Annotated in this window: 11 protein-coding genes; 3 read left to right on the plus strand and 8 right to left on the minus strand. The window is 54.0% G+C overall.

Annotated elements, in window-relative coordinates; translation table 11 throughout:
* Positions 1-36: 36 nt before the first annotated feature.
* A complete protein-coding gene (locus TH19_RS15840; RefSeq protein WP_114103335.1) occupies positions 37-1,632 on the minus strand; it encodes a choice-of-anchor I family protein in 1,596 nt (531 codons plus the stop codon).
* A 184-nt stretch (positions 1,633-1,816) separates the two neighbouring features.
* Here TH19_RS15840 and TH19_RS15845 point away from each other — a divergent pair, with 184 nt between their 5' ends.
* From TH19_RS15845 to TH19_RS15855, 3 genes are read left to right on the plus strand one after another with little or no spacing between them, the layout of a single operon-like run.
* Positions 1,817-2,824, plus strand: coding sequence for an NAD(P)/FAD-dependent oxidoreductase (locus TH19_RS15845; protein ID WP_114103336.1), 1,008 nt, complete (start codon positions 1,817-1,819; stop codon positions 2,822-2,824).
* 21 nt (positions 2,825-2,845) lie between these two features.
* On the plus strand, positions 2,846-3,040 hold the full coding sequence (locus TH19_RS15850; protein WP_114103337.1) for a DUF2256 domain-containing protein: 195 nt from the start codon (positions 2,846-2,848) through the stop codon (positions 3,038-3,040).
* Positions 3,037-3,321 (plus strand): DUF3253 domain-containing protein, encoded by a 285-nt coding sequence (locus TH19_RS15855; protein ID WP_181846440.1) that lies wholly within the window; start codon positions 3,037-3,039, stop codon positions 3,319-3,321. The genes TH19_RS15850 and TH19_RS15855 overlap by 4 nt, the downstream gene beginning before the upstream one ends.
* A gap of 3 nt (positions 3,322-3,324) precedes the next feature.
* Here the strand turns inward: TH19_RS15855 and pgi are convergent, their stop codons facing one another.
* From pgi to TH19_RS15890, 7 genes are all read right to left on the minus strand, one after another.
* Positions 3,325-4,971, minus strand: a complete 1,647-nt coding sequence (pgi, locus tag TH19_RS15860) for a glucose-6-phosphate isomerase (RefSeq protein WP_114103339.1) — start codon at positions 4,969-4,971, stop codon at positions 3,325-3,327.
* 146 nt (positions 4,972-5,117) lie between these two features.
* Positions 5,118-6,077: a PfkB family carbohydrate kinase gene (locus TH19_RS15865; RefSeq protein WP_114103340.1), complete on the minus strand. Its 960-nt coding sequence runs from the start codon at positions 6,075-6,077 to the stop codon at positions 5,118-5,120.
* A gap of 140 nt (positions 6,078-6,217) precedes the next feature.
* On the minus strand, positions 6,218-6,823 hold the full coding sequence (locus TH19_RS15870; protein WP_114103440.1) for a tyrosine phosphatase family protein: 606 nt from the start codon (positions 6,821-6,823) through the stop codon (positions 6,218-6,220).
* Positions 6,824-7,243: 420 nt separating this feature from the next.
* Entirely contained in the window at positions 7,244-8,215 is a 972-nt protein-coding gene (gene speB / locus TH19_RS15875; protein WP_114103341.1) for an agmatinase, read from the minus strand.
* A 69-nt stretch (positions 8,216-8,284) separates the two neighbouring features.
* Complete coding sequence (locus TH19_RS15880; protein WP_114103342.1) at positions 8,285-9,790, minus strand: aldehyde dehydrogenase; 1,506 nt, start codon at positions 9,788-9,790, stop codon at positions 8,285-8,287.
* A gap of 85 nt (positions 9,791-9,875) precedes the next feature.
* On the minus strand, positions 9,876-10,424 hold the full coding sequence (locus TH19_RS15885; protein WP_114103343.1) for a cupin domain-containing protein: 549 nt from the start codon (positions 10,422-10,424) through the stop codon (positions 9,876-9,878).
* Positions 10,425-10,462: 38 nt separating this feature from the next.
* On the minus strand, positions 10,463-11,845 hold the full coding sequence (locus TH19_RS15890) for a glutamine synthetase family protein (RefSeq protein ID WP_114103344.1): 1,383 nt from the start codon (positions 11,843-11,845) through the stop codon (positions 10,463-10,465).
* Positions 11,846-12,155 lie beyond the last annotated feature (310 nt).

The following is a 12,155-nucleotide window of genomic DNA, read 5'->3' on the forward strand; positions in this document are numbered from 1 at the left end:
GCTTTTCCATGATCTTTGATACAGCTCGAACCCGATTTATTTCAGGTCGTAAACCTTGGTGCTGCCCGAAACTTCGGACGCAACAACCAGCATCGCATTGCCCGTCGGGCTGTCCTTGGCGTCAACGAACTGCATGCCTTCCGGGGCCAGTTCGCCGGCAGTATCGGCTTCGGGGTTGCCCGAGAAACGGCGATCACTATGATAGGTGACAAATTGCGGGTTGGTCGGATTGGTCAGGTCATAGACCATAAAGCCACCCTGACGTTCCAGGCCGATAAACGCATATGGCGTGCCGTTGACATAACCTGCGGCAATGCCTTCCGGTTCCGGTCCTTTGTCGTCGGAACGGTTATCGCGGCTGTAGTTTTCGGTATCGGACGAATTGAAAACATTGGCATATTTCGATGCCAGAAGCTGCTCGAACGCATCACCGCTGTCAAAGACCATCTCGCCACTTGCATCGAGGACCGAGAATGAACGTGCGCCATAGCTATAGATGACATCAACATCACCATCGCCATCGGTGTCACCCTGTGCGGTCGTGGTTTTCAGACGGCCAAGATTTTCGTCTTTTTGCAGGGTGCCAGCATTCGGGAAGGCAACCGGATCAAGGGTCAGTTTGCCGACCCGGGTTTCTTCGCTGTAACCGTCATAGTCACGGGAATCACCCTCGTTGGCGATCAGGATCCATTCCTTGCCACCGATTTCAATCGCATCGATGGTATCGGGCATATACATACCCATCACCGGCCAAGTGCGGATGTTGATCTTGCCGTCCTTGTCGCTGGCATCAAATGCGTGAACCGAATGATCCTTGAAACCAAGACCGGCAACACGTTTGACCGTTGCGGTTTCGATATCGATGATGGCAACCGCATTGTTTTCCTGCAACGAGACATAGGCCGTCTTGCTGTCACTTGATACGGCGATATATTCGGGCTCGACATCCTGTGCGACGCTCGACGTTCCCGGATTGGCGGTACGCATACCATATGGCAGTTCCGCATCATTCAGGAATTTGAAATCAACCGTGCGCACGTTGGCGGCACTCAGGTTCTGTACGCCACTGGCAATCGAAATGATCGAAACGCTGCCTTCCGGGTCATTGGTAAAGGCGTCATTCGGTTCACCCTCGTTGGCAACAAGAACGTATTTGCCATCGGGCGAGAATTTGATCATGTCGGGCAATGCACCAACCGTCACCGCCGAGATAAAGGTGCCGTCGGTATCAAAGAACACTGCCTGACCGGGTGCCTGCTTGTCGGAGTTTTCAACCGCGACTGCGACCACACCGTTTTTCACTGCAACACTGTTGGCACCCTTGCCCCAGGTCGAAAGTTCCATCGCGCCAAGCTTTGAAAGCTTGTCCGGGTTCGACATATCAAGGATATCAATCGCTTTGTCGGCACCGTTCACAACAAAGATACGCTTGGAAACCGGATCGAATGCCGGGATTTCTGCGGCACCTTCGTCAAGCATACCAGTGCGATATTCACCCATCGGGACGATGGTGATCGGATGCGCGCCCATATTGGCAACGCCGGTTGCCATCATTGATTGATTGTCAGCAGTACCTGCACAGGCACTCAGAAGAACAGAAACAGCGGCAGTTGCCAGCAGTGAAGAACGCATAATTCCCCCTTGGTAAATGGTTCGTCAGTGCAGACAACCTGATCATTTGTTGTAACCGTTTGATGACCCGTGCGTGACAGTTTCATAAATATCTTGTGGCAATGACTGCTCCAATCAGGCGGGCAATCCGTATCAAGTGACAAGCCGTTGAATTGTCGCAAAACAAGATATTCGGGAACGCCACATGACTTCGATCAGAATTGCCATCATTGGCGCAGGCATGGCCGGGCTCAAAGCTGCCAGCACGCTACATAATGCCGGAATGAATGTCTGCGTGTTCGAGAAAAGCCGTGGGCTGGGCGGTCGTCTGGCGTCCCGACGCACCGAATTCGGGCACTTCAATCATGGCGCGCAATATGTCACGGCCCGTCACCCCGGTTTTGCGGCCTATCTTGAACAGGCAACGGCCTTTAATGCCGCACAAAGCTGGAAGCCCAATCTGCATCATGGCGGCACGGAAATCGCGCAAAGCCATGGAAACCTTGCCCTTGATCAATGGTATCAGGGTGCTCCGCAGATGAACAAGCTGATCCGCCCGCTGGTCGAACCGTTCTCTGTCTTGAAGCAGCACCGTATCACCCGCATCGAACAGCTTGATCGGCGAAGCTTCGCCCTGCATGACGATCTGGAAGGGGTATTTGGTCCGTTTGACGGTGTAATCGTAACCGCCCCTGCCCCGCAGACTGCCGAACTTCTGCGCCCGATGTCACCGCGTTTTGATCCGATTGGTGATGTTGTGATGGCACCATGCTGGGCGGTGATGGCGGCGTTTGAACAGCCACTGCCAACCGCGTTTGATGCCATAATCCATCAATCCCCTGCCATAAGCTGGGCCGCACGCAGTTCGCAATCCAGTGACCTGTTTCATCGCCGATGTCCCGACCCGTGGGTTTTACACGCAACACCCCGATGGTCACGCGATCACCTTGAAGAAGACAAGGACCGCATCATTGAAAAGATGCTGGCCGCCCTTCGCGATATCAGCGGTGTAAAACTGCCTGAATTGCACAGCGTCGATGCCCATCGCTGGCGCTTTGCCAGAACCGAAACGCCACTTGGCGCAAGCCATCTGAACGGTATGAACGGACGGGTGATTGCGGCGGGTGACTGGTGCCTGGGTGCCCGGGTCGAAGCCGCATGGCGCAGCGGTCAATCCGCCGCCCATGCCATGATCGAAACCCTGTTTGGATAATCTTTTCACAGGCAATACATCATGCCGCGCAATGCAAACGGCCCGACCAAAAACAAAGCCGACCTGCCGGAAAAGGTCTGTGTAACCTGTAACAGGCCATTCTTGTGGCGGCGGAAATGGAAATCCTGCTGGGACACGGTTCGATATTGTTCCGAACGGTGTCGAAATGCGCGGACCCGACCAACATCAGACGGGATGCAAGGCAAATCACCATGATGCTTGATCAATCCGATGAAGACCTTCCGACTTTTGCCATTCTGCGCCAACGGGCCATCAGTCTTGCCCAACAACGCGGATCGGAAAACACCTTTTGCCCGTCCGAAGTGGCCCGATCATTTGGCAGTTACTGGCGCGATTTAATGCCGCGTGTTCATCAGGTTGCCCAACAGCTTTGTTGCGAAGGACAGCTTGAATACAACAAGGGCGGTATCAGCCATGGCCAAAACCGCCCTTCTGGTGCCTATCGGCTGCGTCTTGTCCCCGGTAACGGGAACTAGAATTTATCCGCGCAATGCGTGCAAACGTTTGATCAGTCCCACGGTCGAGGAATCGCGCGAACCGGCATCCTGCTTGCCCTCGACCATCGGAAGCAATTCCTTGGCAAGCTGCTTGCCAAGTTCAACCCCCCACTGGTCATAGGAATTGACGTTCCAGATGATGCCCTGAACAAAGATTTTATGTTCATACATCGCCACCAGTCGACCAAGGGTAAAGGCATCAAGCTGTTTATAAAGGATCATGGTGCTGGGCTTGTTCCCGGCAAACACCTTTTGCGGGGCAAGCACATCAATCTCGGCCGGGGAAAGGTCACTGCCTTCCAGTTCGGCACGTACTTCTTCCTCGGTCTTGCCGCGCATCAATGCTTCGGCCTGTGCCAGACAGTTTGACACCAGCTTGTCGTGATGATTGCCAAGCGGATGAAGCGCATTGGCCGCAACAATGAAATCAACCGGGATCAGTTCGGTTCCCTGATGGATCAACTGATAAAACGCATGCTGCCCGTTGGTGCCCGGCTCGCCCCAGATGATTGGCCCGGTTTCATAGGCAATTGCCTTGCCATCGCGGGTGACGGACTTGCCGTTACTTTCCATATCGGCCTGCTGCAAATAGGCCGGCAGTCGCGACAAATGCTGATCATAAGGCAGGATTGCCTGACTGGATGCGCCCAGAACATTGCGATACCAAACTCCGATCAGGGCAAGGATCATCGGAATGTTGGTTTCAATCGGGGCGGTTTTGAAATGGTTATCCATCGATTGTGCGCCGCGCAGAAGCTCTTCGAACTTCTCGTATCCGACGGCCAGAATGATCGGCAGACCAATTGCCGACCACAGGCTGTATCGTCCGCCGACCCAGTCCCAGAACCCAAATGCATTATCGGTATCAATGCCAAATGCCGCGACCTTATCAAGGGCGGTTGAAACCGCGACGAAATGCTTGGCAACCGCACTTTCATCGCCCAGCGCCTTTACCAGCCAGTCACGGGCCGAATAGGCATTGGTCAGGGTTTCATCGGTCGTGAAAGTCTTGGACGCAATGATGAAAAGGGTCGTTTCCGCATCAAGGTTCTTGAGCGTATCGACAATATGCGCGCCATCAACGTTTGAAACAAAGCGGCAGCGAATACCGTCAATATGGAACGGGCGAAGGGCCTCGTTGACCATCACCGGGCCAAGGTCGGAACCGCCAATACCGATATTGACTACATCGGTAATTTTCTTGCCGGTATGGCCCTTCCATTCACCGGAATGAACACGCGTTGCAAATGCCTTAAGCCTTGCCAGCACTTCCTTGACGGCGGGCATGACGTCTTCGCCGTCAAGCTCGACCGCGCCACCATCAAGATTACGAAGGGCCGTGTGCAGAACAGCGCGGTTTTCGGTGACATTGATCTTGTCACCGGCAAACATCCGGTCACGCCATTCTTCGACATTGGCGGCCTTTGCCAGCTTGCCAAGCGCCGCCATAACATCATCGGTGATCAGGTTTTTGGAATAATCGACAAACAGGTCATTCAGGGCCGCGCTATAGCGTTCAAACCGTGCCGGATCATCGGAAAATGCACGGCGCAGGTTCAGTTTCCCGGAAACCTCCGCGCCAAGTTGATCCAGTTCTTCCCAGTTCGCAGTAAGTTTATCAGCGGACATTTCGACCCTCGGCCCAATTCAATTTTCACACACCAAAACATGCCATCGTACATACGCTAGCACGCAACTCAAACCATGTGTGGGACAGTTTGCAGAATGTCGCGGCGTGATGGTCCTGTCACCGCGACATTCTTATTCCTAGCGCCTTAGCGCGCCGAAAGAAAGTCTTCGACTTCCTTTTCGGTCGGAAGCGCATTGATCGCACCGCGCTTGGTGGCGGTAATTGCCCCAACCGCATTGGCAAAACGGCACGCCGCAGCAAGCTTTTCCTCGGAACCCAAAAGTTCCCGGTCCTTAAGCAACCGCGACAGGAAGCCCGCGGTGCAGCCATCCCCTGCCCCTGTCGCATCGACAGCCGTGATTTCAAAGGACGGCACAAAGCCATCAAATTTCGGCGTGATAAAGCGCGAACCCTTGGGACCATAGGTCACAACAAGCGCCTGCCAACGATCACACCAAAGGTCCTTGATACCGTCTTCAAGGTCTTCCTTGCCCGAAACAAAGATGATCTCCTCGTCCGACATCTTGACGACATCGGCCTGACTGATGGCAAGCCGCAGAATTTCACGCGCCTTTTCCGCACTTGGCCAAAGCGGCAGGCGAAGGTTCGGGTCACACGAAATGATTGCGCCATTTTCACGCGCAATACGGATGGCCTCAAGGGTTGCCGCACGCGGGTCATCATCGATCATGCAAAGGGTTCCGTAATGGAACAGATCGGTTGATTTCAGCATGTCCTGATCAAGATCAGCCGGACACAGCAACATGTCGGCCGACGGGCTGCGATAGAATGAAAATTCCCGTTCGCCATCGGCACGCAAAGAGACAAAGGCAAGCCCGGTCAGTGCTTCCTTGGTCAGGACGATGCCCGATGTATCAACATCATCGGCCTTAAGCGTATCGACAAGAAAATGGCCAAAGGCATCATCGCCAAGTTTGCCGATAAAGCCCGTTTCAATACCAAGGCGCTTCAATCCCACAGCCGCATTGCCCGGTGCGCCCCCTGCTGCCTTGGCAAAGGCAGGCGCATCGGCAAGGCCGGTACCGGTCACAGTCGGAACAAAATCAATCAGCAATTCCCCAAGACAAACAGCTTTGGCTGTCATGACGTTTCTCCGTTCGGAATGCCTGCAAATTCATGCAGGCCCGTTATCAAATTCGATATTGCGATCTGTGGGACCGAAGGCTTTTTAAATCGATTCAATTTGACGTGCAAATCAAAATCTGACCGGGCAACAGCGTATCGTCAGACAGATGCCTTCTGGGGCGAAAGCGCACGGCCAAATTCGATTTCACGCACACGTTCAAGTTCGGTCATCCAGCGTTCAAACATATCGTCCCGTTCAAGCTGAATGGCATAGTGACGATGCAGGGCCGCCGTCAGTCGGCCTTCACGGCCCAGCATTTCATCGGCAATCGCAATCATGACCGAGTTCGGCCAGGCAATCGGGCGCATTTCGCGGATGGTGGTAAAAATGCTGTCTTCGTCGCGATCCGGTTCAACCTGTGCCATCAAGGTGATCATGGCAGCCGTCGAACGCGACACACCCATATGGCAATGCACCAGCAAATGGCCATCACGGCGGTCTTCATGGCTGGCTTTCAATTCTTCGCCAAATGCCAGAATGGCTTCAACATCCTGACGGGTCGGTGCCGGACGTCCTTCCTTGTCATCAATCACGTCATGGAAACGCAGGATGGTGCGTTCATGCGGTGCGTAATCGCCAAAGATGGTTGGATCTTCACGGTCGGGATCAAGCACGGACAGGATATGGGAAACCCCATGATTACGGTGGGTTGGCAATTCATCAATGCCACAAATGGTCAAACGGGTAATCGCAATCGGTTTCATTTTTCGTTTCCTGGCATATTTCATTTCTTATTCGGCCCTATCAGAGCACAAGAAAATGAAAAAACAAGGGCCGACACCCGTTAGAGTCTAGTTCCTCTATTTTGAAGCGATTTTGTTTGTGTTTGGCGTACTGTTTGGCAAGGCACAGCGCGCGGGACGATGCGGCGCATCGTTCAAGCGATGTAACGCCGCGAAACATCGCCAAACGCAAACCCTTCGGGCCTGAATATTCTTCTGCCCCGCCGCGTCAAGGAACTTGACCGTAGCGCCGCTACGCTCTGCGTCCCTTTCCTAACCAGACAGAAGAATATTTCCGGCAAAACGGTTCAAAATAGAGGAACTAGACTCTAAGATGTCAGCCCCCGAATTTTTCCAATGTGACACGCAACTTGCGTCACTTTGTACAGATGATCAGAACCGTTATTTCGCGCGGTTTACCGCATGAATGTTCAGCATTTCCCACGCCATGGTTGCCCCGGCAAGGGAGGTAATGTCAGACACATCGAACGGCGGGGAAACTTCAACCACGTCACTGCCGATCAGGTTCACATGACCAGCCAGACCGCGCAGGATCGAAACCGCCTGATGGCTGGTCAAACCGCCCAGAACCGGCGTGCCAGTCCCCGGCGCATAGCACGGATCAAGACCATCAATGTCAAAGGTGATATAGGCCGGATTGTTACCAACCGTGGCTTTGATCTGTTCGACAATGGCGTCAATCGACATGGACTGAACTTCCGGCCCATAGATGATGTTGTAGCCGTGCGTCGATTCATTGTGGGTACGGATACCGACCTGAATGGATTTCGACGGATTGACGATGCCCTTCTTCGCGGCATGCCAGAACATGGTGCCGTGATCGATACGGTCGCCATCATCTTCCCAGGTATCGGAATGGGCATCAAACTGGATCAGGGAAATGCCATCGCCGTATTTCTCGGCATGTGCCTTAAGGATCGGATAGGTGATGAAGTGATCCCCACCAATCGTCAGCATCTTGGCGCCGGACTGCACGATATCGCGCGCATGGTCTTCGATCATGTCGGGCAGTTTTTCAGGATGGCCCGGATCAATCACCATATCGCCGTAATCAATCACCGCCATCTCGGCAAAGATGTCGCGACCGGACGGGAAATGCGGTGCCCATGCAAGGTTGGTCGAGGCACGACGCACCCCCTGCGGGCCAAGGCGCGTGCCCGGACGGCTGGACGTCGCAAGGTCATAGGGAATACCCGTGACCGCAACATCAATACCGTTCAGATCACGCGAATAGCGGCGACGCATGAATGACAGCGCACCGGAATACATCGGCTCGCTGGTGTTCTGATGCACGGATTTTGCAGTAAAGGCGTTATCGCCGCCCTTGGTGTCAATGACCCCGGTGCTGCTCATGTATCTTGTCCTTCTCACTTCCCGGTATAGTGCCCCGGACCGCCTGCCCTTCAGGGGTCGACGGGGAACTTACGCGTCGCCCAGTGCAATCCAGGTCGACTTGATTTCACAATATTTATCCAGCGCATGCAGAGAACGGTCGCGACCGGTGCCGGACTGTTTGTAACCACCAAACGGCATGGTGATTGATCCACCGTCCCAGCAATTGACCCAGACAAGACCGGAACGCAGTTTCTTTGCGGTCATGTGGGCCTTGTTGATGTCGCGCGTCCAGACTGCTGCTGCCAGACCATATGGCGTATCATTTGCGGTCTGAACAGCCTCTTTCCAATCCTTGACCGAAATAACCGACAGAACCGGGCCAAAGATTTCTTCCTTGGCAATTGTCATGTCGTTTTTGATGCCGTCAAACACGGTCGGTTCGACATAATACCCACCAGACTCGGTACGCGCACGTTTGCCACCAGTACGCAAAACGCCGCCTTCGGCAGAACCTTTTTCGATATAGCCCAGAACGCGGTTCATCTGGCTTTCATCAACAATCGCGCCCATCTGGCTTTTCGGATCAAGCGGATCGCCCGGCTGCATTTTGGCACCTGCGGCAATGACCTTTTCGATGAATTCGTCCTTGATGCTTTCTTCAACAATCAGGCGCGAACCGGCTGTGCAAACCTCGCCCTGATTATAGAAAATGCCGCCGGCTGCGGCCGATGCCGCCGCATCCATATCCGGGCAATCGGCCAGAACGATGTTCGGGCTTTTGCCACCACATTCAAGCCAGACGCGCTTCATGTTCGACTGACCGGAATATTGCAAGAACAGCTTGCCGACTTCACCCGACCCGGTGAAGGTCACGCAATCGACATCTTCATGAAGGCCAAGCGCCTTGCCCGCCGTCGGACCAAATCCCGGAACAACGTTCAGAACACCTTCGGGAATGCCGGCCTCAACCGCGATTTCCGCCACACGAAGGGCAGTCAGCGGCGATTGTTCAGCCGGTTTCAGAATGATGGAGTTGCCCATTGCCAAGGCCGGGCCAAGCTTCCAGACCGCCATCATCAGCGGGAAGTTCCAGGGCACCACGGCGGCAATCACACCAAGCGGTTCACGCGTGATCATGCCAATTTCATTGGTGCCGGACGGCGAGATTTCGTCATAAATCTTGTCAATCGCCTCGGCATACCAGCGGATGCATTTGTAGGACAACGGAATGTCATCGCGCGCGGCAAGCGTGATCGGCTTGCCCATATCAAGGCTTTCAAGCAAGGCAAGCTCGGCCGCGTTCTTTTCCAGAAGGTCGGCGAAATGAAGCAGGATCGCCTTGCGCTTGGCAGGTGCGGCTTCGGACCAGCTACCTTTTTCAAAGACTGCACGCGCCGATGCCACCGCACGATTGACGTCCTCGACATCGCATTCGGCAACCTTGGTCAGAACCGAACCGTCACGCGGGCTGATGCAATCAAACGTCTTGCCCGATGCCGCATCGACATAGGCACCGTTGATGAACGCCTTGTTGCGGATATCAAGGGCGGCGGCCTGTGCAGTCAGTTGTTCAAAATTCAACGGATTGGTCATCGGAAATCTCCTGACGGATGGCGCTTATGGGGCCTTGTTCAATTTTGGTAATCTGGTCGGGCATTTTGCCCGCATGATCATGTGATCAATATGACGGCGGTGTGGCCGCACTGACAATTTCGCATTCCCCGTCCCCGACATTGCGGAAACGATGCGGAATTTCGGCATTGAAGTAATAGGCATCACCGGGGCCAAGAACCTTGACCCGTTCGCCCACCGTCACTTCAAGTTTGCCACGGACAACGACACCGGCTTCCTCGCCCTTCTGGACAATCAGGTTGTCGCCGGTATCCCCGCCCGCAGGATAAGTTTCATGCAGCACGCGCAATTTGCGATCCTTGCGCGATGCACCGACAAGACGCATGGACATTGTCCCGTCGGAAAGTTCGACAAGGTCTTCTTTTTTAAAGAAAATTTCTTCACCATTGTCGAGATCAATGGTGAAGAAATCAATCAGGCTCATCGGGATGCCTGCCAGCACTTTGGCAAGACTGTCGACAGACGGGCTGACCCGGTTTTGTTCGATGGTTGAAATCGTGCTGTTGGTGACACCGGCGCGACGCGCCAGTTCACGTTGCGACAGCCCATACATGCTGCGCACGGCCTTCAACCGATCCCCTACCTTTTGTGACATTCCCGTCGTTTCCCTATCGATCGTTTTTTTATGTATGGTCAGACCGCGTCAAGGTACCAGCGATATTCAAGCTGGGTCACTTCGGCAAAGAATTCATCATATTCTGCACGGCGGCAGATATCGAAAACCTCGACAAAACGTTCGCCGAGATACTCTTTGACGATATTGCCATCAACAAAGCGGTCGAGTGCCGAAATCATGCTGCGCGGAACAATTCGTCCGCCATGCTGTTCATAGCCGTTGCCAACTGTCGGCTCGCCCGGATCAAGTTTGTTTTTGAGACCGTGATGCATCCCGGCCAGAACACATGCCAGAACCAGATACGGGTTGGCATCGGCACCGGATACACGATGTTCAACACGCGCGGCCTTTGGGCTGCCTGCGGGGATACGAAGGGCCACAGTACGGTTGTTCAAACCCCAGTTCGGCGACATCGGCGCATAGGCCTTGTTCTGGAACCGGCGGAAAGAGTTCGGGTTCGGCGCAAAGATCGCCATGCTTTCAAACATAGCTTCCTGAAGACCGCCAATCGCAAAGCGCAGATTATCCGATACCTCTTCGTCCCCGACCGGTGACAGGACGTTGTTGTCATCCTTGTCGCGCAGCGACACATGAACATGAAGCCCGTTGCCTGCCTGATCGGAATAGGGTTTCGCCATAAAGGTCGCAGTAACCCCGTGATCCCAGGCAATCCCCTTGACCACGCGTTTAAGCTGCATGGCGTGATCTGCGGCCAGCATCGGGTCGGTCACATGACCAAGGTTGATTTCAAACTGACCTGGGCCAGCTTCGGCAACGATGGTATCGGCCGGAATGCCCTGACGGTTCAGTTCGGCAACCGCATCATGGAGAACTTTTTCAAAGTCCTCGATCTGCTGAAGGCCGTAAACTTGCACCCCGTCCGAGGCAATCCCGCCACCAAGCGGCTGCGGCGGAAGCGGTTCGGCGGTCTTTTCATTCTGATCGGCAAGATAGAATTCAAGTTCAAGCGCAACGGTCGGATAAAGACCATCTGCCGCCATGCGATCAACAACGCCCTGCAACACATTGCGCGGATCAGCAAAGAATTTTGTACCGTCAAGGTTATGCAGGCTCATCATCACCTGCGCGAGGGGCAGTTCCCCATACGGGACAAGGCAAAGGGTTCCCGGGATCGGTTTTGCCAGATTGTCCTGGTCACCGCTCGACCAAAGAAGGCCCGTACCTTCGGGGGTATCCCCCGTGATATCCACCAGGCACATGGACCCCGGCAGTGTCACACCTTCGGTAAAACTTTTAAGAAACTTTTGTTTGCTGATTCGCTTGCCGCGAAACACACCATTGACATCGGGAATGAGCAACTCAACAAGTTCAACTTCCGGATTTTCTTCAAAGAATCGTTGGGCTTCCGCCCTACTGTCTTCGACGAACGACTTGTTCATCGTCTTATACTCCCAGAAAAGGCCTTTTATTAAAGCGATTTTGCCTGTTCCCCATGGTGCCGCGCCGAAATGCCCCGGTCAAGCCCCTTCGTTCGATATATCGTGCAAATCATGCAGTGCAAAATAAAACGCCTGCCGGGAACATGCATTTGCCTGTCTTGCCATCACATTGACCGCATTTAGCCAAAACTGACCTTGGATGGCGCAAAAAATTTGTCGAAAAATCCTCTTGCAAAGGTGTTCAAAAAAACGAACACTCAATTCAGATGTTCAACATATCGCACAAAATCGGAACAGCATCGCTGTCAGG

Source organism: Thalassospira profundimaris, assembly GCF_003326675.1.
GTDB classification, from domain to species: domain Bacteria; phylum Pseudomonadota; class Alphaproteobacteria; order Rhodospirillales; family Thalassospiraceae; genus Thalassospira; species Thalassospira aquimaris.

Coding starts and splice junctions, on each gene's coding strand:
- TH19_RS15840 (WP_114103335.1), bottom strand. CDS start 1,632: ATGCGTTCTTCACTGCTGGCAACTGCCGCTGTTTCTGTTCTTCTGAGT.
- TH19_RS15845 (WP_114103336.1), top strand. CDS start 1,817: ATGACTTCGATCAGAATTGCCATCATTGGCGCAGGCATGGCCGGGCTC.
- TH19_RS15850 (WP_114103337.1), top strand. CDS start 2,846: ATGCCGCGCAATGCAAACGGCCCGACCAAAAACAAAGCCGACCTGCCG.
- TH19_RS15855 (WP_181846440.1), top strand. CDS start 3,037: ATGATGCTTGATCAATCCGATGAAGACCTTCCGACTTTTGCCATTCTG.
- pgi (WP_114103339.1), bottom strand. CDS start 4,971: ATGTCCGCTGATAAACTTACTGCGAACTGGGAAGAACTGGATCAACTT.
- TH19_RS15865 (WP_114103340.1), bottom strand. CDS start 6,077: ATGACAGCCAAAGCTGTTTGTCTTGGGGAATTGCTGATTGATTTTGTT.
- TH19_RS15870 (WP_114103440.1), bottom strand. CDS start 6,823: ATGAAACCGATTGCGATTACCCGTTTGACCATTTGTGGCATTGATGAA.
- speB (WP_114103341.1), bottom strand. CDS start 8,215: ATGAGCAGCACCGGGGTCATTGACACCAAGGGCGGCGATAACGCCTTT.
- TH19_RS15880 (WP_114103342.1), bottom strand. CDS start 9,790: ATGACCAATCCGTTGAATTTTGAACAACTGACTGCACAGGCCGCCGCC.
- TH19_RS15885 (WP_114103343.1), bottom strand. CDS start 10,424: ATGTCACAAAAGGTAGGGGATCGGTTGAAGGCCGTGCGCAGCATGTAT.
- TH19_RS15890 (WP_114103344.1), bottom strand. CDS start 11,845: ATGAACAAGTCGTTCGTCGAAGACAGTAGGGCGGAAGCCCAACGATTC.